This window comes from Sphingomonas glacialis (assembly GCF_006439055.1).
GTDB classification, from domain to species: domain Bacteria; phylum Pseudomonadota; class Alphaproteobacteria; order Sphingomonadales; family Sphingomonadaceae; genus Sphingomonas; species Sphingomonas glacialis_A.
On record NZ_RCZC01000002.1, the window covers coordinates 1,534,591 to 1,560,917 of the forward strand.

The window sequence follows — 26,327 nt, forward strand, 5'->3', positions numbered from 1 at the left end:
ACCCCGGGACGAGCCCGGGGTGACGGGAACTATCGATCGCGCAGGATCACGTCGCGACAGCTTCAACCCGCGCGCGCTGTCGTGCCTTGAGCTGCGCGCGCCAGCCGCGCGAGCGCCACCACATGATGATCCCGGTCACCGCCAGGATCGCGGGGAGCAATCCGCCGAGGAAGATCAAGATCTGCCAGACGAGCCCCATCCCGGTACCGTCGTGGATCCGCCGCATCGTCCGCGCGAGCGGTTCGCGCGGCGGCGGCACGAGCTTGGCGGTACCGTCATCATCGGCGACGGTGATCGCGCGATCCCCCTGCGCAAGCGCGATTTTCCACACCGGCTTCTGATCGGTCGGCCAATCGATCTTGGTGATCGCGCCCGGCGACGCGGCGATGCCACGCGCGATCACCGCGTCGAGCGCGAGCTTCGGTGTCGCGAGCGGCAGCGGGCGCTGACCACCCGGCCGCGCACCGGGCCTGCCGCCCGCCCCGCCCTGCACCCCACCCTGCGCCCCGCCGAACACCTGCGGGAACGAAATCCAAGCGCCGGTGAGCGACAGAACGAAGAGCGGCAACGCGATCCAGAAGCCGAGCAGATGATGCAGATTGGTGTCAATGTTGCGGTGCCGCCGCCAACGAAGCCCGCGCACCCAGCGCCCGACCGTCGGCCACCACAGCCACAGCCCCGACAGCGACGAAACCAGCATCGCGACGCCGATCCAGCCGACCACCTGCCGTCCGACACCCGGAATCATCAGCGATCCGTGGATCATGTGGAAGGTGCGGATCAGCCCGCCCCCGCTCCCCGCGCTGTCGAGCACGCGCGCGGTCGCGGGATCGATCCACACGGTCTTGCGCGGCGGTGGTCCGGCCATGCGCTTGGGCTTGGCGGCCACGCTCGCGACCACGATGACGGGCTCGCCCGCCGCCGCCGGCAGCGCGAGCGAGGCGATCCGGTCGCCCCGCGCAAGCACGCCGCGCGCCGCCGCGACATAGCGCTGCATCGGCAGAAGCCCGCTTCCGCTCGTCGCGTAGCGTTGCGGGTTGAGCGCATGGTCGAGCGCGTCGTCCCACACTAAGGCCGCCCCCGTCACCGAGAGCGGGATGATCAGCACGGCAAGGAGCAGCCCGATCCATTTGTGCACCTGGAACCAGGCGTTGCGCATTCCGATCTTGCTCACTCAGACCTCCGCCCATCGGCGTAACAGATTGTGATAGACGCCGGTCAGCCGGACGATCTCGGCGTCCCCCTGCCCCAGCCGCGCACCGACCGACTGGATCGCGGTATCGAGCTCGAACAGCATCGCGCGCGCATCGCTATCGCGCACCATCGACTGGATCCAGAAGAACGACGCGACACGCACCCCGCGCGTGACCGGCGCTACATGGTGCAGGCTCGACGCCGGGTAGAGCACCATCTGCCCGGCGGGCAGCTTGACGCTCTGCTCGCCGAACTGCGTCTGGACGACGAGCTCGCCGCCGTCATAGCTGTCGGGATCGGCGAGGAAGAGCGTCGCCGACAGGTCGCTGCGGATGCGATAGTCGCTGCCGCGCCGGATGCGGATCGCGCTGTCGACATGCGCGCCGAAACCGTCACCGGTCGCGTAGCGGTTGAACAGCGGCGGGAAGACCTTGAGCGGCAGTGCCGCCGCGACGAACAGCGGCGACGCCGCCAGCGCGTCGAGCACGATCGCCCCGCCCTTGCGCGCGGCCTCCGAATCCTCAGGCAATTGCGCATTCTGCTTGGCGAGCGCGGACTGATGGCCTGACGTGGCGTTGCCGTCGATCCAGTCGGCGGCATCGATCGTCGCGCGCAACGCAGCGACCTGTGCCGCATCGAGCAAGTCCGGGATGACGGTCAGCATGCTGCCGCCCGGATCGCCTGGACACCGCGCACGCGAAACGCCGGCAACTCGGATGTGGCGAGCCACGCCGCGGCTTTCTCGACGAACGCCGGTGTCGCGCTCGCACCGGCGCGCTTGAGCCAGCCGATCGCATCGTCGATCCGACCCGCCGCGCCGAGCATCCGCGCATGGTTGAACGCGCCGCGAAAATCTCCGCCCTGCGCGGCGCGCGCGTAGCAGAGCGCCGCCGCTGCCATGTCGCGCTCGACCACCCAACCATCCTCGTGGAAGCTGCCGACGAAGTTGATCGCCTTCGCATTGCCGAGTGCGGCAGCCTTACGGAACCACGCCAGCGCCGCCTGTCTGTCCTCGGCCACACCGTCGCCGAGCGCGAGCAAGGTCGCGTAATTGTACATCCCCCAGTCGAGCCCACGCTCGGCGGCGATGCGGTAGCAATCCGCCGCGCGCACCTTGTCGGGCACGGTGCCCCAGCCGAGATCGTAGCAGCGCCCGACCATGTTGATCGCCATAAGGTGATGCTGTGCCGCGGCGCGCACGAACCAGCCGAGCGCTGCGGCGGGATCCTTGGCGACACCGATCCCGTCGAGCAGCATCTGCCCGTACACCGCCTGCGCCTCGGCCTCGCCCGCTTCGGCACAGGCGCGGATGAACGCCGCGCGCTCCGCAGGCGGCGCAGCGAGTCGCGCGGCGATCTCGTCGCGCGACAGCGTCGTCACATCTTCCATCAGAACTTGGCCGTGACGGTGCCGAACACCGTGCGCCCTGGCGCGATCGCGGCATAATGGTTGGTGAAGGTCTGGTTGAAATAGACCTTGTCGGTCAGGTTCTGCGCATTGACCGAGAGCTGCAGGTTGGGCGTCAGCTGATAGCTCGCGCGCGCATCGAAGCGCCAATAGGCGGGCACGCCGCGCGCGAACTGGACGGTCGCGGGCGTAACCGTCACCACGCCTGCCGCGTTTTGGGTCGCACTGCGATTGTCGGCATAACCGCCATAGACGCGGCTCGAATAGATCGCGCTGCCGCCGAGCTGGAAGCGCTTGGTGACCTCGTAATTGGTCGTCGCGGTGAAGCTGTGCTTGGCGATCTGCGGGACCTGCTTGCCGGTGTTGACCGAGGTGACATAGACCGTCTTCGCCGCCGCAGCACCATTCGCGGCAACGCTGAGCGCGCTCAGCCCGCCGTCGACGACCTTGGCATCGAGATAGGTATAGCCGCCGAACACCGTCCACCCTGGCAGGACCGCGCCCGAGGCGGTCAGCTCGAGCCCGCGGATGCGCGTGCTGCCGATAAAGGCGACGCTGCCGCTGTCGGCGGTGACGCGCGCGTTCTGGATGTCGGTCTGGAACACGGCTGCGGCGAGCGCGAGCTTTTCGTGGAACACATTGGCCTTGGCGCCGACCTCGTACGACTTGGTCTTCTGGACCTTGAGCGAGTCGAGCACGCTCAGCGTGGCGGTGGTCGTCGGCAGCGCATTATCCTCGCGCCCCTCGCCGAGCAGGCTGTTCGGCGGCGTCGCGGCGGTGGCGTAGCTCGCGTAGAGGCTGGTTTCCTTGGTCGGCTTGAAGACGAGCCCGGCCTGCCAGTTGAACAGCTCGTCGGTGCGCGACACGCGTAGCGGCACCGCGCCGACCGCAAAGGGCAGCGTCACCGTCGATTTGAACCGATCGAACCGCGCGCCGACATTGAGGATCAGCTGCGGGAGCAGCGTGATCGAGTCGAAGCCGTAGAGCGCAACCGTCTGCGCGTCGTTCTGCGTCTCGGTGTTGCTTGCGCCGCGCACGATCGGCGTCTGCACGCTCGACGTGTCGCTGGTGTAATTGACCCACGGGTCGTTGGGGTTCGGGTTGAACAGGCTCGTGCAATAATAGCGCGCGACCGACTCGGTCGTGCAGCGCGGCGTCAGCGTCGAGCCCGACGCGACGACATAGGTGCCGCGCCGCGTCTTCTCCCACGCCAGTTCGGCGCCGGCCGCGAAGCTGTGCTTGATGCTGCCGGTCGTGAACGTGCCGCTCAGATCGGTCTGGTTGATCAGCGCCTTGCTATAGCCATAGCGCGTATTCGCGCGCCGCCAGACATAGCCGCCGCTCGTCAGATTGCTGCCGGTGTTGGTCGTGGTCGTGCCGTAGACATTGCCCGTGCTGTCGTCGGGCAGCAGGAAGATATAGGCCTGCGTATCGTGGTTGAAGCGCGCGGTGTTGCGCAGCGTGATCCCGCTGCCGAAATCATGCTCGACCCGCAGCGTCGCCTGGTTGGTCGTCGCATCGCGGAAATCGCGATCCTTGAGGCCGTAGAAAGTGTTGCGCGAGATCGTGCCGGTCTGGCCGCCGCGCGTCGTGACGGTGCCGATCGCGGGCGTCGCGAAGAAATTGCCCGCGGGCAGCGCGCAATTGGTCGCCGAACAGACGTTGAGATAGGGGATGCCGCTGTCGGGGAGCTCATGGCTCTCGAGCCGATAGAAGCCGACCGTGAGGCGCGTCGGCGTGCCGAGCCCGAGCGTGAAGCTCGGGGCGATGCCCCAGCGCCGCGCATACACCGCATCGCGCCCGGCGACGTTCTGGTCGTGCCACACGCCCTCGATCCGGAACGCTGCGGTGTCGCTGACGCGGACGTTGAGATCGGCGGTGACGCGCTTGTAATCGGCATTGCCGTACGAGGCGCTCGCCGAGCCGAAGGTGCTCGCCTGCGGCAGTTTCGACATGATGTTGATCGTGCCGCCCGCGCTGCCACGCCCGCCGAGCGTCGAATCCGAGCCGCGCACGATCTGCACCGAATCGACGGCGAACACTTCGCGGCTCTGCGAGGCGAGGTCGCGCACGCCGTCGACATAGATGCTGCCCTGGCTGTCGAAGCCGCGAATGAACGGCCGGTCGCCGATCGGATTGCCGCCCTCGGCCGCGCCGAAGGTGATGCCGGGCACGGTGCGCAGCGCGTCGGCGAGGCTGTTCGAGCCGGTCTGCGCGATCGTGTCCTTGTTGAGCACGAGAATCGACTTGGGCGTGTCGAGCAGCGGCGCCACCTGCTTGGGGTCGGGACGGCGCTGGCCATGGACGATAATGTCGAGCTTGGCGTCGGGATCGGCGTCGTTTGCGGGGGCCGGCGGCGCATCATCGGCGAACGCCGGAAGGCTGGCGAATGCGCCGACGCATGACAGCGCGAGATAGACGGGCTTGCGAACGGTAGAGAGTGTCAAAGCGATTTCCCCTTATGGAAATCTCGCTATTGCGAGTCACTCTCATTGTCAATGTTGTTGCGAATGATTATCACTATTGATGCTACACAAGTCGGACAGGATCCAGCTTCGCAGCGCACTGGCCAGGTTTGGCGGGTCTTCGGCGACGATCCGTAACGCATCGATCTGGGCTATCAGGGCATTGAGCGGTAGCGCGCGACGGGCCGCCGCTTCTTCGAGTGCACGCCAGAAGATCGGTTCGAGGCTGATCGACGTGGCATGGCCCGCGATCGTCACCGAGCGTTTGACGGGGCCGATAAAGCCGGCGGCGGGTGGCGTGACGGTCATGCCATCGACATACCATGCGCGCCGCCGGCTGGCTTAAAATAGCTGACCGCCGGGATCGACGGCTTGCGGACAAGTGGCGATCACCTGATACCACCATCGTCGAGAAGTCCGCTGGAGCGTGTTGGCAATGAAAGATCCGCTCTCCGGGGTTAGCAAGGTGCCTGCCCTGACGCTCGCATTCTGGATCATCAAGATCCTTGCGACGACGCTCGGCGAAACCGCTGGCGATGCGGTGAGCATGGGGTGGCTGGGCGAGACCACCCCACGCGCCGGCAACGCTGGGCTGAACGGGTATCTCGTCGGCACAGCTTTTTTCGGGCTGTTTCTGGTGGGCTTTGTCTGGTTTCAGATCAGGGCGCGGCGCTTTCACCCGTGGTTGTACTGGGCGACGATCATCGCATCGACGACCGCAGGGACAACGCTGGCCGACTTTGCGACACGATCCGTCGGCTTGGGGTATCCCGGCGGTTCCGTCTTGCTGTTGAGCCTAATGCTCGCGTCGCTTTTTACATGGTATCGGGCGGTCGGAACCGTCGATGTCGACGCGATTGACACTGCACGGGCCGAGACGTTCTACTGGATCACCATCACCTTCTCCCAGACGCTCGGCACGGCTCTCGGCGACTGGGTGGCCGATGGCGCGCTCGGATATTCAGGCGGCGCCTTGCTGTTCGGGGCGGCATTGGCGCTGTTGGGCGTGCTGTATCTAGCAACCAGGACCTCGCGCGTGCTGCTCTTCTGGGCGGCGTTCATTCTCACGCGACCGCTCGGCGCAACCGTGGGAGATTTTCTCGACAAACCCTTCGCGAAAGGCGGTTTGGAATTCAGTCGCCCGCTTGCGACCGGGTGCCTCGCACTCGCCATCGCGCTGCTGATCCTGTTCGTGCCACAGCGCGCCGGCGGGGGGCACGGGCGGCGGGCGTAGCGCTCTGGAGCGGCTGCGACGGATTCGGGCGACGCCATTGCGAAATCGAACGACGCCGCGCCCAGACGCTCTATTCTGCCGCGACGGCCTCGCCGCCGCACCGTCCCCCGTCACGGCGTATCGAACAACGCCGCCAACTGCTCGATGATCGTGCCCCCAAGTTGCTCCGCATCCATGATCGTCACCGCGCGCGCATAGTATCGCGTGACGTCATGCCCGATCCCGATCGCCGCCAGCTCGACCGGCGATTTCGACTCGATCCAGCCGATCACCTGCCGCAGATGGCGCTCGAGATACGACCCGGAATTGACCGACAGCGTCGAATCGTCGACCGGCGCGCCGTCCGAGATGACCATCAGGATCTTGCGCTCCTCGGGCCGCGCGATCAGCCGCGAATGCGCCCAGAGCAGCGCCTCGCCGTCGATATTCTCCTTGAGCAGCCCCTCGCGCATCATCAGCCCGAGCGACGGGCGCGCACGGCGCCACGGTTCGTCGGCCTTCTTGTAGACGATGTGGCGCACGTCGTTGAGCCGTCCCGGCTGCGGCGGGCGCCCCGCGGCGAGCCACGTCTCGCGGCTCTGCCCGCCCTTCCAGGCGCGCGTGGTGAAGCCGAGGATCTCGGTCTTGACGCCGCAGCGCTCGAGCGTGCGCGCGAGGATGTCGGCGCTGATCGCCGCGATCGAGATCGGGCGGCCGCGCATCGACCCCGAATTGTCGATCAGCAGCGTGACGACGGTGTCGCGGAAATCGGTCTCACGCTCGATCTTGTAGCTCAGCGACAGCGTCGGGTTGACGATGATCCGCGCCAGCCGCGCGGCGTCGAGGATGCCCTCCTCCTGGTCGAAGTCCCAGCTGCGGTTCTGCTGCGCCATCAGCCGGCGCTGGAGCCGGTTGGCGAGCTTGGTCACCGCACCCTGGAGATGGACGAGCTGCTGGTCGAGATACGAGCGCAGCCGCTGGAGTTCGTCGGCGTCGCACAGATCGGTCGCCGCGATCACCTCGTCATAGGTGGTGGTCCACGCCTTATAGTCGAACTGCGCCGCCGGGTCGGACAGCGGGCGGTTGGGGCGAACCGGGAGCATCCCCTCCTCGCCTTCGTCGCCGGGCTCGCCGTCCATGTCGTCGAACGAATCGTCGCCGCGCTCGGTGCCCTCGCCTTCCTCGCTCTCGGCGTCGCTTTCGGAGCCGCGCGCCTCGATCTCGCCCCGGCCCTGTTCGCCTTCGTCCTCGCCTTCGTCGCCTTGGTCGTCCTGCTGTTCCTCGGCGCCTTCTTCCTCCGAACCGCCTTCGTCGGCCTCGTCAGGGATCATGTCGCCTTCGATCAGCTCGAGATCCTCGAGCAGCTTGGTGGCGAGCCCGGCAAAGGCGCGCTGGTCGTCGATCGCGAGGCCGAGTGCGTCGAGGTCGCGACCCGCCTTCTGCTCGATCCAGTCGCGCACCAGGTCGAGCCCGGCGATCGTTCCCTCGGGCGGCGCCGCGCCGGTGAGGCGCTCGCGCACCATCAGCGCGAGCGCGGTCGACAGCGGCACTTCGTCGCGGTTACGCGCGCGCGTGATCGGATCGGCGCGCAGCCGCGTTTCGAGCGCGACGTCGAGATTGGCGGTGATCCCGGCATAGCCGCGGCTGCCGAGCGCCTCGACCCGCGCGGTCTCGACCGCGTCGAACACCGCGCGCGCGACGGCTTCGTTCGGCGCGGTCTTGGCGTGAAGCGCGATATCGTGGTGGCGCAGCCGCAGCGCGAAGCCGTCGGCGAAGCCGCGTGCCTCGGCGACCTGCTCGGGCGGGAGCGTCCGCGCGGGCATCGGCACCTTGATATGCTTGCCGCTTTGCGCGGGCGCGTCGGCGGTGAAGGCGAGCTCGATCTCGGGCTCGTGCGCGACCGCGCGCGCGGTGCCGCCGAGCACCGCCTTGAAGCGATCGAGCGGGGTATCAGCGGCCATGGGGCACCTCCGACACGATGGCGCGCCCGTAGGCAGGAGGAGCAGAGCGATAGATCATCCGCCCCTGCTATCAGATGAGGGCGTTCCGGAAAGCCGCAATCTTCGGCCACGCGCCACGCAACGGGGGTTTGGCGCGACGAAAGCTCACACTTTGACGATACCGCGCTCGATCAGGCTATGCGCGGTATCGAGGATCGTCGTGCGGACGTCGCGCGTCTTCCAGTCCAGTCGTGCGAGCGCATGGCCCGAATCGACAGCGCGCGTACGGCCAAGCTCGTCGGTGATCTGGCGGATCGTCGAGTCGAACAGCGCGAGCAGGCGCACGACGAAATCGGGAATGCTGCGCTTCGGGACCTTGCGCGCCTGCGGCCCGAGACCATCGCGCAGGATCGCCGCGACGTCCTTCATCCACATGAATGGGCCGGCCGCGATGAGGCGTTCGCCGTCGAGCCCCGGCGTCTGGAGCGCAAGGACATGCAGCGCCGCCAGATCGCGGACATCGACCACCGCGAAGCCGAGCCGCGGCATTCCCGGCATCGAGCCGTCGAGCAGGCGCTGGACGATCTGGAGCGAGGTCGAGAAATCATCGCTGAGCAACGGTCCCAGCACTGCCGAGGGGTTGACCGAGCAGAACTCCATCGCGCCGCCCTGCGCCGCCATCCAGTCGCGCGCGGCGCGCTCGGCGATCGTCTTGGACTTGATATAGGCGCCGACACCGGGCGCGGTCGGATCGGTCCAGTCGGCTTCGGTATAGGCGCGCACGTCGCTGCCATGCCCATAGGCGACCGCCGCCACCGACGATGTCAGCACGAACCGCGACACCCCCGCCGCCTGCGCGAAACGCAGCGCGCGCAGCGCCCCTTCGCGCGCCGGGACGACGAGTTCGTCGTCGCTCTTCGGCGCCGCCGCCGGGAAGGGCGAGGCGACGTGCGCGACATGGCTGCACCCGGCAACCGCCTCGGCCCAACCGGTATCGTCGAGCAGGTCGGCGGCGAAAAAGGTCAGCGCCTCGTCCGCGACGCCGAGCGTCGCGCGCACCTCGGCCTCGCGCGTCAGTGAACGCACCGTCGTACGGACGTGCCACCCGCGCGCGACGAGATCGCGGATCAGGAAGCCCGCGATATAGCCGCTGCCGCCGGTGACCAGGACGGTCTTCGTCATCACGCGCTCCCCCAAGTGCCTGTCGTTGCGAATGTAGAACGAAACCCAAGACACGCAAAGCGCGCTTGAGCTTGCCAAGGCGCCCGCTCCCGTCGCACATGGCGCGCGCAGGAGAGTGCGCAATGGCCGATCAGGACCTCTATCCCGTCCCCCCCGAATGGGCCGCGCACGCGCGGGTCGATAGCGCGGGCTATGACCAGATGTACGGCCGCTCGCTCGCCGATCCCGGGACCTTCTGGCTCGACCAGGCGAAGCGGCTCGACTGGATCAAGCGCCCCGAGATCGCGGGCGACTGGTCGTTCGACAAAAGCGATTTCCACATCCGCTGGTTTGCCGACGGCAAGCTGAACGTGTCGGCCAACTGCCTCGACCGGCACCTCGCCAAGCGCGGCGGCGAGACCGCGTTGATCTGGGAACCCGACGAGCCCAGCGAAGAGCCGCGTCGCTTCACCTATGCCGAGCTCCATGCAGAAGTGTGCCGCTTCGCCAATGTGCTCAAGGGCCAGGGCGTGGTGAAGGGCAACCGCGTCACGATCTACATGCCGATGATCCCCGAGGCGGCGTTCGCGGTGCTCGCCTGCGCGCGGATCGGGGCGATCCATTCGGTGGTGTTCGGCGGCTTCTCGCCCGAGGCGCTCGCGGGACGGATCGAGGATTGCGGATCGACGATCGTCATCACCGCCGACGAAGGCCGGCGCGGCGGCAAGCGCGTTCCGCTCAAAGCCAATGTCGATGCCGCCGCGGCGCACGCGCCCGGCCTCACCACCGTCATCGTCGTCAAGGCGACCGGCGGCGCAGTGACGATGCAAGCCGAGCGCGACGTCTGGTATCACGAGGCGGCCGAGGGTGTCGCCACCACCTGCCCGCCCGAGCCGATGGGCGCCGAAGATCCGCTCTTCATCCTCTACACCTCGGGCAGCACCGGCCAGCCCAAGGGCGTGCTCCACACCAGCGGCGGCTATCTGCTGTGGGCGAGTCTGACGCACGAACTCACCTTCGACTATCGCCCCGGCGACGTGTGGTGGTGCGCCGCCGATATCGGCTGGGTGACGGGGCATACGTATATTCTGTACGGCCCGCTCGCCAACGGTGCGACGACGCTGATGTTCGAGGGGCTGCCGACCTGGCCCGACGCGAGCCGGATGTGGCAGATCGTCGATCGCCACAAGGTCACCACTCTCTACACCGCGCCGACGGCTTTGCGTGCGCTGATGAAGGAAGGCGACGGCTTCGTCACCGCGACCGACCGCAGCTCGCTGAAACTGCTCGGCACGGTCGGCGAGCCGATCAACCCCGAGGCGTGGCGCTGGTATCACGATGTGGTCGGCCAAGGCCGCTGCCCGATCATCGATACGTGGTGGCAGACCGAAACGGGCGGCGCGATGATCGCGCCGCTGCCGGGCGCGACCGCATTGAAACCCGGTTCTGCGACCATGCCGCTGCCGGGCATCGACCCGCAACTGCTCGATCCCGAGGGCGTGGTGCTCAACGGCGCGGCTTCTGGCAATCTCGTCATCGCGCGGAGCTGGCCGGGCCAGATGCGCGGCGTGTGGGGCGATAGCGATCGCTTCTTCCAGACCTATTTCACCACTTATCCGGGCAAATACACCACAGGCGATGGCGCGCGGCGCGACGAGGACGGCTATTACTGGATCACGGGCCGCGTCGACGACGTCATCAACGTGTCGGGACACCGCATGGGGACGGCCGAAGTCGAGAGCGCGTTAGTGCTGCATCCGCACGTCGCCGAGGCCGCGGTCGTCGGCATGCCGCACGACATCAAGGGCCAGGGCATCTATGCCTATGTCACGCTCAATTCCGGGCAGGATCCGTCCGACGATCTGCGCAAGGAGCTGGTCGGCTGGGTGCGCAAGGAAATCGGCCCGATCGCCGCGCCTGATAAAGTGCATTTTGCGCCGGGGCTGCCCAAGACGCGCTCGGGCAAGATCATGCGCCGCATCCTGCGCAAGATCGCCGAGGGCGACGTGTCGAGCCTCGGCGATACCAGCACGCTCGCCGATCCGGCGGTGGTCGATGATCTGGTGGCGAACCGGGTGGTGTGACGGGCGTTTGCCCCCAATAACGCCAAACCGTCACCCCGGGCTTGTCCCGGGGTCCACCGTGCCGCGCGCACCCCCGACTCGGAATTGCCATCGCGGTGGACCCCGGGACAGGCCCGGGGTGACGAAGAAGACCAGGTCTCGGACAGAAACCTAGAATGACGTGGTCGCAGCCCCTTCACTCGGAAGGGACTGCGACCCGTTCATCATGCGCCGAAGGTGCGCTGCCACCAGCCGCGACGCGGGCTGCCGGCTTCACCCGGATCGGGATCGATCCCGCCGTCGGGACCGGCCGCGGCGTCGTCCGCGGGTGCCGCACCGTCGAGGCCATCGGCCAGCACGACCGCCGGGGCTTCGGCTTCAGGCGCTGCCGCTTCGCGCGTCACGGCTTCGACAGCCGCTGCCTTGGGCTTGCGCGTGCGCTTGGGCTTAGGCGCCGGCTCTTCCGACACCGGCACGTCCATCGTCGCGCTGGTTTCGTCCGCAGGCGCCGCTTCGGCCACCACGGGCTCGACCGCCTTCTTGCGACGCGTGCGCTTCGGCTTGGCGTCGGCGTCGACCGGCGCTTCAACCGCGACCTCGGCCGGAGCCTCGACCACGGGTGCAGCCGCGGGCTTGGCCTTGGCGGGCTTGGCCTTCACCTCGGTATCGCGCGCCTTGGGACGGCGGCGACCCTTTTTGGGTGCCTCGGCCTCGGCTTCGACTTCGGGCTCGACCACCGGTGCTTCGGCAACTTGTGCCTCGGCTTCGACGGCTTCGCTCGCGACCGCGTCCTCGGCATCGGGCGCGCCGGTGTCGCTCGCGACCTGCTCGCCCTCGTTGCGACGTCCACCGCGACGACCGCGACGGCCGCGACGACGACGCCCACCTTCGCCGCCGACGTCGCCATCGGCCGCAATCGGTGCCTCGGCGCCCTCGTCCTGCTCAGCACCGTCCTGCTCGACAGTCTCGAGCTCGGCTTCGGCCTCGACCGAATCCTCGGCGTCGGACACTTCGCCATCGCCAAGCACCTCGCCCTCGGCACCCTCACCCTCGGGACGTGCGCGACCGCGACGTCCGCGACGGCGACGGCGACGGCGCGAACCGGCCTCGTCCTCACCGGCCGCAGCCTCGCTACGCTCGCGCGGCTCGCGCGGAGCACGCGGCTCGCGCGCGGCCTTGGGCTGCTCCTCTTCCTCTTCCTCGATCTCGTCTTCGATCTCGTTCTCGACGAAATCTTCCTCGATCTCCTCGATCGGCGCATCGAAGCGCGGCGTGTAGGCCGGCGGCGGTCCCGAGACCTCGACCGAGACGCGCGCGCCCTCCTGCTCGCCGTCGGGCGCGATCTCGATCATCACGCCGTAGCGCTCCTCGATCTCGGCCAGCTCGCCGCGCTTGCGGTTGAGCAGGTAGAACGCCGCTTCCTGGCTCGCGCGCAGCAACAGCTGCGACCCGCGACCCTGCGCGGCTTCATCCTCGAGCATGCGCAATGCGGCGATCCCCGACGACGACGCGGTGCGGACGAAGCCCGTCCCTTCGCAATGCGGGCACGGCCGGGTCGAGGCTTCGAGCACGCCGGTGCGCAAGCGCTGGCGGCTCATTTCCATCAGCCCGAACGACGAGATGCGGCCGATCTGGATGCGCGCGCGATCGTTCTTGAGCGCTTCCTTCATCGCCTTCTCGACCTTCCGGACGTTGGACCCATTGTCCATGTCGATGAAGTCGATGACGACGAGCCCGGCCATGTCGCGCAGCCGCAGCTGGCGGGCGATCTCGGCGGCAGCCTCGAGATTGGTCGCGGTCGCGGTCTGCTCGATCGAATGCTCGCGCGTCGACCGGCCCGAGTTGATGTCGATCGACACCAAGGCTTCGGTCGGGTTGATGACGAGATAGCCGCCCGACTTGAGCTGCACCACCGGGTGGTACATCGCGGACAATTGCTCCTCGACGCCGGCGCGCTGGAACAGCGGCACGGGGTCGCTGTAATGCTTCACCTTGCGCGCATGGCTCGGCATCAGGAGCTTCATGAACTCGCGGGCGTGCTGATAGCCCTCGGTGCCCTCGACGATGACCTCGTCGATCTCCTTGTTGTAGATGTCGCGGATCGCGCGCTTCATCAGGTCGCTGTCGCCATAGACGAGCGCAGGCGCCGACGAGGTGAGCGTGGTCTCGCGGATCCCGTCCCACAGCCGGGCGAGATAATCGAAGTCGCGCTTGATCTCCTGGCGCGTACGCTGGAGCCCGGCGGTGCGCACGATGCAGCCCATCGACGGGGGCAGCTTCATGTCGGCCATGATCGACTTCAGACGCTTGCGATCGCCCGCGTTCGAAATCTTGCGGCTGATCCCGCCGCCATGCGACGTGTTGGGCATCAGCACGCAATAGCGGCCGGCGAGCGACAGATACGTCGTCAGCGCGGCGCCCTTATTGCCGCGCTCCTCCTTGACGACCTGGACGAGCAGCACCTGGCGGCGCCGGATGACGTCCTGGATTTTGTAGCGATGGCGCAGCGAGGTGCGGCGCTGCTGCAGATCGTCGGCGGCATCGTCCGAAGCCGAACGCTTGCGGCGACGGCCACGGCCTTCGCCACCACGCGCTTCGCCCTCGGCGACGACTTCGGTGTCGGGCTCGTGCCCGCCATCGTCGTCGAAGCGCTCGACCGAGGCTTCGTCGATATCCGAATCGCGCTCGAAGCCATCGTCTTCGTGTTCGTCGTCATGGAGATCGTCTTCGGCGTCCTGCTGGGCGCGCAATGCAGCTTCTTCAGCGGCATGCTCGGCCTCTTCGCGCAGGAGCGCGTCGCGATCTTCCTTGGGGATCTGGTAATAATCGGGATGGATCTCGCTGAAGGCGAGGAAGCCATGGCGGTTGCCGCCGTAATCGATGAATGCGGCCTGCAGCGACGGCTCGACGCGCGTCACTTTGGCCAGATAGATATTTCCCTTGAGCTGCTTGCGCTCGGCACTCTCGAAATCAAACTCTTCGATTCGGTTTCCCTTGACGACAGCAACGCGGGTTTCCTCCCGGTGCCGTGCGTCGATCAGCATACGCGTGGTCATGTAATCTTCTCCGGTCGCGCGACTCAGGGTCCGAGGGCGCTGAGCGCCGTGGCGCTGGTCGCGCGCGATGTATGAAAGGGCTCGCCCCGGCGAAAAGGTCGCCTGGTTCGCCGCCCTGGGTTGTTACGAAAACTGCCTCTGCTCGCGTTGCACGCTCCGCCTTCCGGCCTGGAGCACCCCGCGCGCTCGCGATTCCGCCGGCGAAAGCCGGGCGGAGCGAGGGACGGAATAAATGCAGCATGCGAACGTCAACCTGGATGGGCCGCGCCAAAGGATATTGGGGCGGCCAAGTGGCCCTGAACGCTGCCTGAACCAGGCAGAGATCGGGGTACTGTCTATTGCGTAGCATCCCCTGTCGCGCGCAGCAACTGGCAGGATTTTGCCGGCAGGCGGCAAATTCATGCCTACCCCGGCGTTAACCGCGCCCGGCAAGGAGGTCTTGCGACCTAATCGCCTAGCCAAGCGACATGATCGCCGCTTCCGCCCTTCTCCGTCACCGCGCCCAGACCGGGCAGCGCACGCCTTTTCGCTTTACCGGCCCCGCGATCCGGCTGCATTACAAGGCGGTGTCGTTCCTCCTTGCATTGCTGGCCTGCTGGTTCGCCGGCGCCCCCGGGTGGGCGGCGTCGATCGAACGCGTCGAGGTGAAGCACGACCGGATCGTCCTGCGCTTCGACCAGCCGATCGGCGATGCGTCGAGCTTTATTCTCGGCCAGCCGCAGCGGATCGCGCTCGATCTCAAGGGTGCGCGGCCGGGCGGCGCGCTGACCAGTGGCGGCGCGATCTCGGCGATGCGGCTCGCGCCACGCGGCACCGACGGCGTGCGGATCGTGTTCGACCTCGCGCGGCCGACGCTGATCACCGAAGGCAAATTCGGCCGCGACGGGCGGCAGTTGACGCTCGAACTGCGCACCGTCGATGATGCGACCTTCGCGCGGGCGGCAAACGAGCGCCGGATGCATTTCCTGCCGCCGTTCGGCATGGGGCTCGCCCAGGCGGTCGATACCAGCGCCTATCAGGTCAGCGTCCCGATCCCGCCCGCGCGGCGCAGCCCGGGCCTGCCGCGAATCTATGGCGACGATGACAACCGTCCGTTGGTGGTGATCGATGCCGGGCATGGCGGGGTCGATCCCGGCGCGATCTCGCCGATCGACGGGCGGCGCGAGAAGGACGTGACGCTCAAGATCGCCAAGGCGATCCGCGACGAACTGCTCAGGTCGGGCCGCGTGCGCGTTGCGCTGACGCGCGACGACGATCGGTTCCTCGTGCTGCAGGAGCGCTTCGGGATCGCACGGCGGCTGCGCGGCGATCTGTTCATCTCGATCCATTGCGACAGCGTCGGCTCGGGCAATGCCAGCGGCGCGTCGGTCTATACGCTGTCCGAAATCGCCTCGGATAAGGAATCGGCGCGGCTCGCGGCGCGCGAGAACAAGGCCGACATCATCGCGGGCGTGAATCTCGCCTCGACCTCGGCCGACATCTCGTCGATCCTGATCGACCTGACGCAGCGCGAGACGATGAACGCCTCGGCAAGCTTCGCCCGGCTGCTCGGCCGCGAGGCGCAGCCGCTGATGCCGCTCAAGCCCAATTTCCACCGCATGGCGTCGCTGATGGTGCTAAAAGCGCCCGACATGCCCTCGATCCTGTTCGAGACGGGCTATATCTCGAACCCGCACGACGCCGATTTCATCGACAGCGCCGACGGCCGCCACAAGATCGCGCAGAGCATCGAGCGCGCGGTCGAGGTCCATTTCGCACGCCGGATGGCGTCGAAGGACTAAACCTCCCTCTCCCAACGGGAGAGGGTGGGGCCCGCTCGACGCAGTCGAGTGGGAGGGTGAGGGCAGCCTCCGTTACTCACTGGCCTCACCCTCCCGTCGCTTCACTCCTCCTTCCCTCTCCCAAAGGGAGAGGGACTAAGGCGGCTGGCAAGCCTAGAGAAACTTGCTAGAGCCTCACCCCGATATGGCCGAACCCGAAAACAGCGTGCAATTCCGGATTCGTCGCGAGCTCGACGGGTTCGCCGGCGTCGTCCAGCGTGTCTGGGGCCGCTGGTGGGTCAAGACGCTCGCCGCGCTCGGCGTGCTCGGCGCGATCGGGGCGACGGTGTTCTATTTCGCCTTCGCCGCGGGGCTGCCCTCGGTCGACAAGTTGCGCACCTATGAGCCGCCGCTGCCGACCAACGTGCGCGACATCGACGGCATGCCGATCCACTCTTACGCACGCGAGCGCCGCGTTGAACTCAGCTACGCCGAATATCCGCCGCTGCTCGTGCGCGCGTTCCTTGCCGCCGAGGACAAGAACTTCTTCGAGCATCACGGCGTCGATTATCTCGGCATCGCGAGCGCGGCGGTCAACAATCTGACGAGCCACAAGCGCCCGGCGGGCGCCTCGACCATCACGCAGCAGGTCGCCAAGAACCTGCTGATCGGCAACGAGACGAGCTATGCGCGCAAGATCAAGGAGGCGATCCTCGCCTACCGGATCGAGGACACGCTGACCAAGCCGCAGATCCTCGAACTCTACCTCAACCAGATCGCGCTCGGCCGCAACGCGTTCGGCGTCGAGGCGGCAAGCTATGCCTATTTCGGCAAGGACCTGACCCAGCTCGATCTCGCGCAGATGGCGTATCTCGCGATCCTGCCCAAGGGCCCGTCGAACTACGATCCGATCCGCCATCCCGACCGTGCGCTCGGCCGCCGCGCCTATGTGCTGCGCGAGATGCTCAAGAACGGCTTCATCACCCAGGCGCAGCACGATGCCGCAAGCGCAGAGCCGCTCGGAACCGTCCCGCGCCAGACGCCCAAGACCGAGACCGCGGGATCGGGCTATTTCGTCGAGGAAGTCCGCCGCCAGCTGATCGACAAGTTTGGCGAGGACGAGCGCGCGGGTCCGTACAGCGTCTATTCGGGCGGGCTGTGGGTGCGCACCTCGCTCGACGAGAAGATGCAGGACTACGCGCAGACCGCCTTGCGCCAGGGGTTGCTGCGCTTCGACCAGGGCCGCGGCTGGTCGGGGCCGATCGGCCATGCCGAGATTACCGATGACCGGTGGCAGGGCGCGTTGCTCAACACCAATATCGGGCTCGACTATGACGATTGGCGCGCCGCGATCGTGATCGCGCGCGACGAGAGCGCGGCACAATTGGGCTTCTCCGACGGCAGCACGGGCACCCTCCCCCGCTTCGCCGCGCAGATGCCGGTACGTGGCGGCGGCGGCACCGCGTTCGCCGCGATGAAGGCGGGCGACATCATCGCGGTCGCCCCCAGCGGCGGCGAGTTCGCCTTGCGCTCGGTGCCCAAGATCTCGGGCGCGTTCGTTGTCGAGCAGCCGCAGACCGGCCGCGTGCTGGCGATGCAGGGCGGGTTCGATTTCCGCGTACAGGCGTTCAACCGCGCGACGCAGGCGATGCGCCAGCCGGGGTCGACGATCAAGCCGATCGTCTATGCCGCCGCGCTTGAGGGCGGGATGACCCCCGCCTCGATCATCGTCGATGGGCCGTTCTGCGTCTATCAGGGCGCACGGCTCGGGCAGAAATGCTTCCGGAATTTCGGTGGCGTCGGCGGCTCGGGCGGGCACACGATGCGCTGGGGCGTCGAGCAGTCGCGCAACCTGATGACGGTGCGCGCCGCCGCCACCACGGGCATGCCGCATGTCGTGTCGCTGATGGACCGGATCGGCGTCGGCAAATATCCGCCCTACCTTTCCTTCGCGCTCGGCGCGGGCGAGACGACGGTGTCGCGGATGGTCAATGCCTATGCGATCCTCGCCAATCAGGGCCGCTCGCATCCGTCGTCGCTGATCGATTTCGTCCAGGATCGCCACGGCAAGGTAGTCTGGCCCGAAAATTGGCACGCCTGCGACCGTTGCAATGCGCCCGACTGGAACGGGCGGCCGATGCCGCGCCCGGTCGCCGGCGGCAAGCAGATCGTCGATGCGATGAGCGCCTACCAGATGGTCCATATCGCCGAGGGCGTGATCCAGCGCGGCACCGCGACCGTCCTTCGCGATCTCGACCGGCCGATGTTCGGCAAGACCGGCACCAATACCGGCCCGACCGACGTGTGGTTCATCGGCGGCACGCCGCAGATGATCGGCGGGCTGTATATCGGCTATGACACGCCACATTCGCTCGGTGGCGGCGCGCAGGGCGGCACGCTCGCCGCGCCGATCTTCAAGGCGTTCGCGGTGAAAGCGTATGAGGGGATGGACAAGCTGCCGTTCCGCGCGCCCGCCGGCATCCGCATGGTCCGCATCGATCGGCAGAGCGGCAAGCCGGTGTTCGGCGCCTGGCCAACCGACGACCCCAAGGCATCGGTGATCTGGGAAGCGTTCAAGCCCGAGAGCGAGCCGCGCCGCGTGATCCATCGCGGCACGATTTTCCCAGACCCGGCGGCAGCGGCAACCGCCGCAGCCGCAGCGGCGGCACGTGCGCGGGCGGCGACGCAGGCGCAGAGCGAGGCGCGCAAGGACAGCGATTTCTTGCAAAAGCAGGGCGGCATCTACTAGCCATGTGCGTCGCCCCGGCGAAGGCCGGGGCCGCCCGGTTGTCGCGGGACAATTGGCGTCTTGCATCCTATATAGCGGCCCCGGCCTTCGCCGGGGCGACGAATTCAAGTCTGGAGTAACCCCATGCGCGCTGAAGCGCAGGCTCATATCGATTCGATCAAGGACGCGCTCGCGCTGCTCCGCCGCTTCCTCGACTGGGACCGCGCGCTGCGCCGGCTCGACGAGCTCAACGCGCGCGTCGAGGATCAGGCGCTGTGGAACGATCCGAAGGCCGCCCAGGCGGTGATGCGCGAGCGTCGCCGGCTCGAAGAGGCGATCACCGCGACGCGCGCGATCGAGAGCGAGCTCAACGACACCGCCGAGCTGATCGAGATGGCCGAGGCCGAAGGCGACACCGAGATGGAGGCCGAGGGTGTCTCCGCGCTCGCCGATCTCGCCGCGCGTGCCGACAAGGACAAGGTCAAGGCGCTGCTCGCGGGCGAGGCCGATGGCAACGACACCTATATCGAGGTCAATGCCGGTGCCGGCGGGACCGAGAGCCAGGATTGGGCGGGGATGCTCAGCCGGATGTATTCGCGCTGGGGCGAACGCCACGGTTTGAAGGTCGAGCTGATCGACCAGCATTCGGGCGAGCAGGCCGGGATCAAGTCGGCCACGTTGCTGCTCAAGGGCGAGAACGCCTACGGCTATGCCAAGACCGAGAGCGGCGTCCACCGCCTGGTCCGCATCAGCCCGTATGACAGCGCCGCGCGCCGCCACACCTCGTTCGCGAGCGTGTGGGTCTATCCGGTCGTCGACGACAATATCGAGGTCGAATATAACGAGAGCGACCTGCGCATCGACACCTATCGCGCGAGCGGAGCCGGCGGGCAGCACATCAACACGACCGATTCGGCGGTGCGCATCACGCACATCCCGACCGGCATCGTCGTCCAGTGCCAGAACCAGCGCAGCCAGCACAAGAACAAGGCCGAGGCCTACAACCAGCTCCGCGCGCGGCTGTACGAGCGCGAACTGGCGATCCGCGAAGCTGCCGCCAATGCCGAGAATGCCGGCAAGACCGACATCGGCTGGGGCCACCAGATCCGCTCCTACGTGCTCCAGCCGTATCAGATGGTGAAGGACCTGCGCACCGGCGTCACCTCGTCGAGCCCGTCCGACGTGCTCGATGGCGACCTCGAGGCGTTCATGGCCGCCGCCCTCTCGCAGCGCGTGACCGGCGAGACGGTCGAGGTCGAGGACGTCGAGTAATGCGCGACTCCGCCGTCTCTGCAGCCCCGGCGAGACGGGGGAAGGCCGCTCTTGCGGGGGTGGCGCTGCTCGCCCTCGCCGCGTGCGACGGCGGTTCGGCGACCGTCCCCGATCGCAGCCCGAAGGTCGGCCCCTTCCCCGCCGCCGACCGCCCGGTCGCGGCGATCGTCTCGGCGCGCTGGTCGACCGAGGAGGATCGCGATCGGCTCAATGAAGCGGGCGAAGTGATGGCCAAGGCCGGGATCAAGCCCGGCATGACCGTCGCCGATATCGGCGCGGGCGAGGGCTATTACACGATCCGCCTCGCCAACCGCGTCGGCAAGGAAGGCCGTGTGCTGGCCGAAGACATCGTCGCCGATGTCCGCGATGCGCTCGCCTTGCGCGTCGCGCGCGAGCATCTCGAGACGGTCAGCGTTCGGCTCGGCGCGCCGAACGACCCGCGGCTGCCGGCCGCCAGCTTCGACCGGATCCTGATGGTTCATATGTATCACGAGATCGAGCAGCCCTACGAATTCCTGTGGCGGATGCGTCCCTCGCTCAAGCCCGACGGGCTCGCGATCGTCGTCGACGCCAATCGCCCGACGCAGAATCACGGCACCCCGCCCGCGCTGCTCAAATGCGAGTTCGCCGCGGTCGGCTATAGCGAAGTCGCGACCTACGACATGCCCTCGGCGGGCGGCTATCTCGCCGCCTTCCGCGCGACCGGCGCACGCCCCGAGCCGGATGCGATCAAGGCCTGCCGGCTGCACGGCGCTTCATAACAGACCGCGCGCGCGAAAACTGCAATAGCCGTGCGCAGCGATCACCAGATGGTCGAACAACACGACCTCGATGAACTGCAGCGCCTGCGCCACGCGGCGGGTAAGCCGGTAATCGGCGTCGCTCGGCGTCGGATCGCCGCTCGGATGGTTGTGTGCCATCACCACCAGCGCGCAATCGAACGCGAGCGCATCGGTGAGGATGGCGCGAAGCGGGATCGTCACCGCGTCGACCGACCCGGCGCGCAGCTGCCGCATCCCGAGAAGCCGCCATTCCGGATCGAAATAGCCGAACATCGCCACCTCGCGCGCCGCCGCAGCAATCGGTCGAAACAAGGCGAGCACGCCGTCGGGCAGGTCCGCGGCCGCGACATCGGCCGGATCGGCAAGCGGATCGGAAAGCGCGGTCGCCATGGCACCGGTCTGCGCAACCACCGTGCGCCGCGCCAGCCAAAGCGACTCCGAAACGGCGCAACGGTTGGCGCGGCGGCCGCGGCACGCTAGACCGCTCGGCATGCAAGCCTATCTCGACCTGATGCGCCGCGTGCTCGACCACGGCACCCCCCAGATGGACCGCACCGGCACGGGGACGCTCTCCGTCTTCGGCCACCAGATGCGCTTCGACCTGGCCGATGGTTTCCCGCTGCTCACCACCAAGAAGCTGCACCTGCGCTCGATCGTGATCGAATTGCTGTGGTTCCTGCGCGGCGACACCAATGTCGAGTGGCTGCGCGAGCGGAAAGTCAGCATCTGGGACGAATGGGCCGACGAGAAGGGCGATCTCGGCCCGGTTTACGGCAAGCAATGGCGCGACTGGGAGACGGCGGACGGCCGCCACATCGACCAGATCGCCGAGCTGATCGACCAGATCAAGACCAACCCCGCCTCGCGCCGCCAGATCGTCAGCGCATGGAACCCGGGCGATCTCCACGCGATGGCGCTCGCGCCGTGCCACTGCCTGTTCCAGACGCATGTCGCGAACGGCAAGCTCTCGCTCCAGCTCTATCAGCGCAGCGCCGACATCTTCCTCGGCGTGCCCTTCAACATCGCGAGCTATGCGCTGCTGACGATGCTGCTCGCGCAGCAATGCGGGCTCGAGCCCGGCGAGTTCATCTGGACCGGCGGCGATTGCCACCTCTATTCGAACCACCTCGACCAGGCGCGCGAACAGCTTTCGCGCACCCCCGGCGCGCCGCCGCGGCTCGAAATCCTGCGCAAGGCGGATGCGATCGATGGCTATGCGTACGAAGATTTCGTGCTGCACGATTATGTCGCGCAACCGCACATCAAGGCGACCGTCGCGGTCTGACACGGAACCGCGCGGCGTCGTGCGCGCTTAGCTCCTGAATTTCTTTCAGGGGCCGATCATGGACATCACGCAACTCATCCTCGACGAACATGGCCAGCAGCGCGCGCTGTTCGCCCAGATCGAACAGATCGATCCCAAGGACACCGGCGCGCTGTCGGCTTTGTGGAACCGTCTGCACGCGCTGCTCGATTCGCATGCCGAGGCCGAGGAGCGCTTCTTCTATCCGCGCCTGATGCAGGTCGGCGAAGGCGGCAACGACGCCGATTCGGCAGCCGAGGAGACCGAGGACGCGATCGAGGATCATAACGACATCCGCGACACCGCCGCCGCGGTCGACAAGGAAAAGGTCGGCAGCAAGGCCTGGTTCGAGGCGCTCGGCGAATGCAACAAGGCGAACAGCGATCACATGGCGGAGGAAGAACGCCAGGGCCTGACCGACTTCCGCCTCAACGCGACGCTGCAGGAACGCCACGATCTCGGCGTCAAGTTCGCGACCTTCGAGGCCGAGCATCTGACGGGCGTCAAGGCGGTCGACAAGGACCCGAAGAAGTGGGTCAAGGACCACGCGCCCGACTGAGGGCGTGAGCGACCCTCTCGCCATTGGCGGCGCGTGCGGGCATGACGGCGGGATGATCACGCTGTATCTCGCGCGCGCCGACAATGGCGTCATCGGTGTCGATGGCAAATTGCCGTGGCACCTCCCCGCCGATCTCAATCGCTTCAAGGCGCTGACGATGGGCAAGCCGATGGTGATGGGCCGCAAGACCTTCGAGAGCTTTCCCGCGCCGTTGCCGGGGCGCCGCCACATCGTGCTGACGCGCGATCCGGCCTGGGCGGCGGAGGGCGCGGAGGTAGCCCATTCGGTCGATGCAGCGCTCACGCTGGCGGGCGATGGCGATGTCGCGGTGATCGGCGGCGCCGAGATTTTCGCGCTGCTGCTGCCCCGCGCCGATTCCATCGAGCTGACCGAGGTGCATGTCAGCCCCGCCGGTGATGCCGTGGTCCCGGCCTTTGCTGGCTGGCAGGAAGTCGCCCGAGAATCCCACCCGGCCGAGGGCGCGCGTCCAGCCTACGCCTTCGTGACGCTCATCAGGAGCTGACGGCGGCCGCCTTGTCGCGGCCCCGACGATCCCGCATACCGGTCGCTGACCGGACGCGGCAGCCCCTGCCGCAAAGGGCCGGCACGACGGGGAGAGCAAGATGCGCAAGGTCCTGGCTGGGGTAGCGGTGCTGATCGTGCTCGGCCTGATCGCCTTTTTCACGCTCGCCCCCGGCATCGTCGAGCGATCGATGAACGAAGTCGAACCCGTCGCGCTCACCATCAGCCCGCGCGCCCACGCGCTGCACGCCACGCTGCAGATCGCCGACATGCACGCCGATACGCTGCTGTGGCAGCGCAGTCTGCTCGCCCGCGCCGACCGCGGGCAGATCGACCTGCCGCGACTGCTCGCGGGCAATTACGCGCTGCAGATCTTCTCGTCGGTGACCAAGACGCCGAAACACCAGAATTACGATTCTAACGGCGCCGACAGCGACAATATCACCGCGCTCGCCATCGCCGACCTCCAGCCGCCGCGCACCTGGACGTCGCTGCTGCAGCGCTCGCTGTGGCACGCGCAAAAGCTCGATCGCTATGCCGCCGCCTCGAATGGCCAGTTGCGCGTGATCCGCACCCCCGCCGAGCTCGACCACCTGCTCGGCGACCGCGCGCGCGGCCAGAAGGTCGTTGGCGGGATGCTGTCGATCGAGGGGCTGCAGGATCTCGAGGGCAAGCTCGCTAATCTCGACACGCTCCACGCCGCCGGCTTCCGCATGGCGGGGCTCGCGCATTTCTTCGATAACGAGATCTCCGGCTCGATGCACGGCGAAGCGAAGCGCGGACTCACCCCGCTCGGGCGGCAGGTCGTGCGGCGGATGGAAGCGCTCGGCATGATCGTCGATGTCGCACATTCGAGCCACGGGACGATCGCCGAGGTCATCGCCATGGCGCACCGCCCGATCGTCGCGAGCCACGGTGGGGTGCAGGCGACGTGCAAGGTCAACCGCAACCTGACCGACGACGAGATCCGCGGCATCGCGCGCACCGGCGGCGTGATCGGCATCGGCTATTGGGATGCCGCGATCTGCTCGACCAAACCCGCGGCGGCGGCCGCCGCGATCGCGCATGTCCGCGATCTGGTCGGGATCGACCATGTCGGGCTCGGTTCCGATTTCGACGGCGCGGTGACGACGGGCTTCGACGCGAGCCAGCTTGCCGCCGTCACACAAGCGCTGATCGACCGCGGCTTCAGCGACGCCGATATCGCCAAGGTGATGGGCGGCAATGTGCTCCGGGTCGTTCGCGCCGGGATCGCGCCCGCCCCCTAGCGCGCGCGCAAAGCCGTCCGTATAGCCGGTGGCATGCAGCGGCTCGACGGCGGCTCGGCGGTTCCGGCGGCGATGCGCGCCGGCATCGTCGCGCTCGGCAATTTCGATGGATTTCACCTGGGGCATCAGGCCGTGGTCGGGCGTGCCGTCGCGCGCGCGCGCGCCGAGGGGCGGCCGGCGCTGGTCGCGACTTTCGATCCGCATCCGGTGCGGCATTTTCAGCCCGACAGCGAGCCCTTCCGCCTGACCACGCTCGACCAGCGCGAGCGCTTGTTCGCCGCGGCGGGCGCCGATGCGATGATCGTCTTCGGCTTCGATGCAGCGCTGGCGGCGTTGACCGCGACCGAATTCGTCGGCGATCGGCTGATCGACAAGATCGGCGTCGGTGGCGTGGTGACGGGCGAGGATTTCACTTTCGGCAAGGCCAAGAGCGGCAATGTCGCTGTGCTCGCCACGCTCGGCATAGAGAATGACTTCGCGGTCGAGACGGTCGGTGCGGTGTCGCTCGACGGGATTCCCGTGTCGTCGAGCCGGATCCGCGACCTGCTCAAGGCGGGCGACCCGCGCGGCGCGGCCAAGCTGCTGACGCGGCCCTTCACCGTGGCGGGCACGGTGCAGCATGGCGACAAGCTCGGCCGGACGATCGGCTATCCCACCGCCAATCTCGACATGGGGAAATACCTGCGGCCGGCCTATGGCATCTATGCCGCCCGCGGGCGGCTGGCCGATGGGCGCGTGCTCGACGGCGCGGCGAACCTCGGCATCCGGCCGAGCTTCGATCCCCCCAAGGAATTGCTCGAGCCGTATTTCTTCGACTTTTCGGAGGATTTGTACGGCCAGCCGATCGAAGTCGAGCTGATCGACTATCTTCGCCCCGAGGCGAAGTTCGACACGCTCGATGCGCTGACCGCGCAGATGGATTCGGATTGCGCCCGCGCGCGCCAGATCCTGGCGAACGAGCGCCGCTAAGGCGTTTGCCGCGAGATCGACCAAGACAAAAGGGGCCGGCATTGCTGCCGACCCCTGTCGCCGGACCTCGATCCGCTCGGCGCGCCCCTGGGAACGCCACCCGCGCCATCCGGTTTCGGCGGCTCGCGCCACCCCGCGCCGCGAGCGACGCCAGGTCTTACGTTCGGTCGCCAGGGTCGGGTCGGTGCTTTCGCGCCGTGGTACCCGTGACCCTGGTGGCCAGCATCGCGGTCGCGTTGCCGTGACCGCCCTGCTTTCGGCATCTTGGATCGAGGCCGCTTCCCTCCGAAAAGGGGACTGCCGCGTCGTCCGATACCGGCATCGCTTCGCGTCATTCCGAAGAAAAGGCGGTTCGCGATACCTTTGGAAGCCCGTGTCCGGCGCACCACGGCCGAGCTTGCGCGCGGGCTCGTGGATTTGCCGTCACCGTTCCTCCGCCGCGACACCGACCTGGTTTCCGAAAGGCACCATGGCCAGCTTCGCGACATAAGCGCCTGATGTCCCGCCAGTTTCCTGTCACGCCATCGTTTGCCTACAGTCGAGAGGCTCTCACGACTTGCGAGTCGCACCAAGCCGGCAAATGCTGTCGACGGGCTGTGAATAGTGTGGATATCGTGGACAGATCAGCACTGTCTTTCCCGGCGATATCGGCAGCCTTCGACTTC

The 26,327-nt window shown here is 67.4% G+C and carries 20 protein-coding genes; 11 read left to right on the top strand and 9 right to left on the bottom strand.

What is annotated here, in order from left to right; genetic code table 11:
- Nucleotides 1-46: 46 nt before the first annotated feature.
- From EAH76_RS11045 to EAH76_RS11065, 5 genes are read right to left on the bottom strand one after another with little or no spacing between them, the layout of a single operon-like run.
- Nucleotides 47-1,174 (bottom strand): PepSY-associated TM helix domain-containing protein, encoded by a 1,128-nt coding sequence (locus EAH76_RS11045; protein ID WP_194150973.1) that lies wholly within the window; start codon nt 1,172-1,174, stop codon nt 47-49.
- Nucleotides 1,175-1,858, bottom strand: a complete 684-nt coding sequence (locus EAH76_RS11050) for a Fe2+-dependent dioxygenase (RefSeq protein WP_140850230.1) — start codon at nt 1,856-1,858, stop codon at nt 1,175-1,177. It abuts the gene before it with no gap.
- Nucleotides 1,852-2,583 (bottom strand): tetratricopeptide repeat protein, encoded by a 732-nt coding sequence (locus EAH76_RS11055; RefSeq protein WP_140850231.1) that lies wholly within the window; start codon nt 2,581-2,583, stop codon nt 1,852-1,854. Before EAH76_RS11055 ends, EAH76_RS11050 begins: the two co-directional genes overlap by 7 nt.
- Nucleotides 2,583-5,048 carry a TonB-dependent receptor gene (locus tag EAH76_RS11060; RefSeq protein ID WP_140850232.1) on the bottom strand — a complete coding sequence of 822 codons (2,466 nt, stop codon included), beginning with the start codon at nt 5,046-5,048 and terminating at the stop codon, nt 2,583-2,585. Before EAH76_RS11060 ends, EAH76_RS11055 begins: the two co-directional genes overlap by 1 nt.
- A gap of 48 nt (nt 5,049-5,096) precedes the next feature.
- A complete protein-coding gene (locus EAH76_RS11065; protein ID WP_140850233.1) occupies nt 5,097-5,375 on the bottom strand; it encodes a ribbon-helix-helix domain-containing protein in 279 nt (92 codons plus the stop codon).
- A 127-nt stretch (nt 5,376-5,502) separates the two neighbouring features.
- Here EAH76_RS11065 and EAH76_RS11070 point away from each other — a divergent pair, with 127 nt between their 5' ends.
- Nucleotides 5,503-6,300, top strand: coding sequence for a COG4705 family protein (locus tag EAH76_RS11070; RefSeq protein ID WP_140850234.1), 798 nt, complete (start codon nt 5,503-5,505; stop codon nt 6,298-6,300).
- A gap of 110 nt (nt 6,301-6,410) precedes the next feature.
- On the opposite strand, the gene cobT is transcribed toward EAH76_RS11070, so the two are convergent.
- Together cobT and EAH76_RS11080 are read right to left on the bottom strand one after the other, a co-directional pair.
- Nucleotides 6,411-8,240 carry a cobaltochelatase subunit CobT gene (gene cobT, locus EAH76_RS11075; protein ID WP_140850235.1) on the bottom strand — a complete coding sequence of 610 codons (1,830 nt, stop codon included), beginning with the start codon at nt 8,238-8,240 and terminating at the stop codon, nt 6,411-6,413.
- Nucleotides 8,241-8,384: 144 nt separating this feature from the next.
- A complete protein-coding gene (locus EAH76_RS11080) occupies nt 8,385-9,401 on the bottom strand; it encodes an NAD-dependent epimerase/dehydratase family protein (protein ID WP_140850236.1) in 1,017 nt (338 codons plus the stop codon).
- Between the two features lie 122 nt (nt 9,402-9,523).
- On the opposite strand from EAH76_RS11080, the gene acs reads away from it, so the two are divergent.
- Nucleotides 9,524-11,464, top strand: coding sequence for an acetate--CoA ligase (acs, locus tag EAH76_RS11085; RefSeq protein WP_140850237.1), 1,941 nt, complete (start codon nt 9,524-9,526; stop codon nt 11,462-11,464).
- Between the two features lie 203 nt (nt 11,465-11,667).
- Here acs and EAH76_RS11090 read toward each other — a convergent pair whose 3' ends face one another.
- Nucleotides 11,668-14,499 (bottom strand): Rne/Rng family ribonuclease, encoded by a 2,832-nt coding sequence (locus EAH76_RS11090; protein ID WP_241659637.1) that lies wholly within the window; start codon nt 14,497-14,499, stop codon nt 11,668-11,670.
- 566 nt (nt 14,500-15,065) lie between these two features.
- On the opposite strand from EAH76_RS11090, the gene EAH76_RS11095 reads away from it, so the two are divergent.
- The 4 genes from EAH76_RS11095 (at nt 15,066) to EAH76_RS11110 (ending at nt 21,020) form a co-directional block, all read left to right on the top strand.
- Nucleotides 15,066-16,280 (top strand): N-acetylmuramoyl-L-alanine amidase, encoded by a 1,215-nt coding sequence (locus tag EAH76_RS11095; RefSeq protein ID WP_140850471.1) that lies wholly within the window; start codon nt 15,066-15,068, stop codon nt 16,278-16,280.
- Between the two features lie 184 nt (nt 16,281-16,464).
- A complete protein-coding gene (locus tag EAH76_RS11100; RefSeq protein ID WP_140850238.1) occupies nt 16,465-19,008 on the top strand; it encodes a penicillin-binding protein 1A in 2,544 nt (847 codons plus the stop codon).
- Between the two features lie 123 nt (nt 19,009-19,131).
- On the top strand, nt 19,132-20,259 hold the full coding sequence (gene prfB / locus EAH76_RS11105; RefSeq protein WP_140850239.1) for a peptide chain release factor 2: 1,128 nt from the start codon (nt 19,132-19,134) through the stop codon (nt 20,257-20,259).
- Nucleotides 20,259-21,020, top strand: coding sequence for a class I SAM-dependent methyltransferase (locus EAH76_RS11110; RefSeq protein ID WP_140850240.1), 762 nt, complete (start codon nt 20,259-20,261; stop codon nt 21,018-21,020). The genes prfB and EAH76_RS11110 overlap by 1 nt, the downstream gene beginning before the upstream one ends.
- Here the strand turns inward: EAH76_RS11110 and EAH76_RS11115 are convergent.
- Nucleotides 21,015-21,533 (bottom strand): JAB domain-containing protein, encoded by a 519-nt coding sequence (locus EAH76_RS11115; RefSeq protein WP_241659638.1) that lies wholly within the window; start codon nt 21,531-21,533, stop codon nt 21,015-21,017. The two genes, EAH76_RS11110 and EAH76_RS11115, sit on opposite strands and share 6 nt — an antisense overlap.
- Here EAH76_RS11115 and EAH76_RS11120 point away from each other — a divergent pair.
- The 5 genes from EAH76_RS11120 to EAH76_RS11140 all read left to right on the top strand — a co-directional run bounded on the left by EAH76_RS11120 (nt 21,532) and on the right by EAH76_RS11140 (nt 25,662).
- On the top strand, nt 21,532-22,326 hold the full coding sequence (locus tag EAH76_RS11120) for a thymidylate synthase (protein WP_140850241.1): 795 nt from the start codon (nt 21,532-21,534) through the stop codon (nt 22,324-22,326). The two genes, EAH76_RS11115 and EAH76_RS11120, sit on opposite strands and share 2 nt — an antisense overlap.
- Nucleotides 22,327-22,384: 58 nt before the next feature.
- Entirely contained in the window at nt 22,385-22,903 is a 519-nt protein-coding gene (locus tag EAH76_RS11125; protein WP_140850242.1) for a hemerythrin domain-containing protein, read from the top strand.
- 52 nt (nt 22,904-22,955) lie between these two features.
- Nucleotides 22,956-23,426: a dihydrofolate reductase gene (locus tag EAH76_RS11130; protein ID WP_140850473.1), complete on the top strand. Its 471-nt coding sequence runs from the start codon at nt 22,956-22,958 to the stop codon at nt 23,424-23,426.
- A gap of 100 nt (nt 23,427-23,526) precedes the next feature.
- Complete coding sequence (locus EAH76_RS11135) at nt 23,527-24,693, top strand: dipeptidase (protein ID WP_140850243.1); 1,167 nt, start codon at nt 23,527-23,529, stop codon at nt 24,691-24,693.
- Nucleotides 24,694-24,726: 33 nt separating this feature from the next.
- Nucleotides 24,727-25,662, top strand: a complete 936-nt coding sequence (locus tag EAH76_RS11140) for a bifunctional riboflavin kinase/FAD synthetase (RefSeq protein ID WP_140850244.1) — start codon at nt 24,727-24,729, stop codon at nt 25,660-25,662.
- Nucleotides 25,663-26,327: the final 665 nt, after the last annotated feature.

What these genes read in the sequence shown, in the direction of transcription:
- EAH76_RS11050 (WP_140850230.1), bottom strand. Translation starts at nt 1,858, where the DNA reads ATGCTGACCGTCATCCCGGACTTGCTCGATGCGGCACAGGTCGCTGCG.
- EAH76_RS11055 (WP_140850231.1), bottom strand. Translation starts at nt 2,583, where the DNA reads ATGGAAGATGTGACGACGCTGTCGCGCGACGAGATCGCCGCGCGACTC.
- EAH76_RS11065 (WP_140850233.1), bottom strand. Translation starts at nt 5,375, where the DNA reads ATGACCGTCACGCCACCCGCCGCCGGCTTTATCGGCCCCGTCAAACGC.
- EAH76_RS11070 (WP_140850234.1), top strand. Translation starts at nt 5,503, where the DNA reads ATGAAAGATCCGCTCTCCGGGGTTAGCAAGGTGCCTGCCCTGACGCTC.
- cobT (WP_140850235.1), bottom strand. Translation starts at nt 8,240, where the DNA reads ATGGCCGCTGATACCCCGCTCGATCGCTTCAAGGCGGTGCTCGGCGGC.
- EAH76_RS11080 (WP_140850236.1), bottom strand. Translation starts at nt 9,401, where the DNA reads ATGACGAAGACCGTCCTGGTCACCGGCGGCAGCGGCTATATCGCGGGC.
- acs (WP_140850237.1), top strand. Translation starts at nt 9,524, where the DNA reads ATGGCCGATCAGGACCTCTATCCCGTCCCCCCCGAATGGGCCGCGCAC.
- EAH76_RS11090 (WP_241659637.1), bottom strand. Translation starts at nt 14,499, where the DNA reads ATGACCACGCGTATGCTGATCGACGCACGGCACCGGGAGGAAACCCGC.
- EAH76_RS11100 (WP_140850238.1), top strand. Translation starts at nt 16,465, where the DNA reads ATGGCCGAACCCGAAAACAGCGTGCAATTCCGGATTCGTCGCGAGCTC.
- prfB (WP_140850239.1), top strand. Translation starts at nt 19,132, where the DNA reads ATGCGCGCTGAAGCGCAGGCTCATATCGATTCGATCAAGGACGCGCTC.
- EAH76_RS11110 (WP_140850240.1), top strand. Translation starts at nt 20,259, where the DNA reads ATGCGCGACTCCGCCGTCTCTGCAGCCCCGGCGAGACGGGGGAAGGCC.
- EAH76_RS11120 (WP_140850241.1), top strand. Translation starts at nt 21,532, where the DNA reads ATGCAAGCCTATCTCGACCTGATGCGCCGCGTGCTCGACCACGGCACC.
- EAH76_RS11115 (WP_241659638.1), bottom strand. Translation starts at nt 21,533, where the DNA reads ATGCCGAGCGGTCTAGCGTGCCGCGGCCGCCGCGCCAACCGTTGCGCC.
- EAH76_RS11125 (WP_140850242.1), top strand. Translation starts at nt 22,385, where the DNA reads ATGGACATCACGCAACTCATCCTCGACGAACATGGCCAGCAGCGCGCG.
- EAH76_RS11130 (WP_140850473.1), top strand. Translation starts at nt 22,956, where the DNA reads ATGATCACGCTGTATCTCGCGCGCGCCGACAATGGCGTCATCGGTGTC.
- EAH76_RS11135 (WP_140850243.1), top strand. Translation starts at nt 23,527, where the DNA reads ATGCGCAAGGTCCTGGCTGGGGTAGCGGTGCTGATCGTGCTCGGCCTG.
- EAH76_RS11140 (WP_140850244.1), top strand. Translation starts at nt 24,727, where the DNA reads ATGCAGCGGCTCGACGGCGGCTCGGCGGTTCCGGCGGCGATGCGCGCC.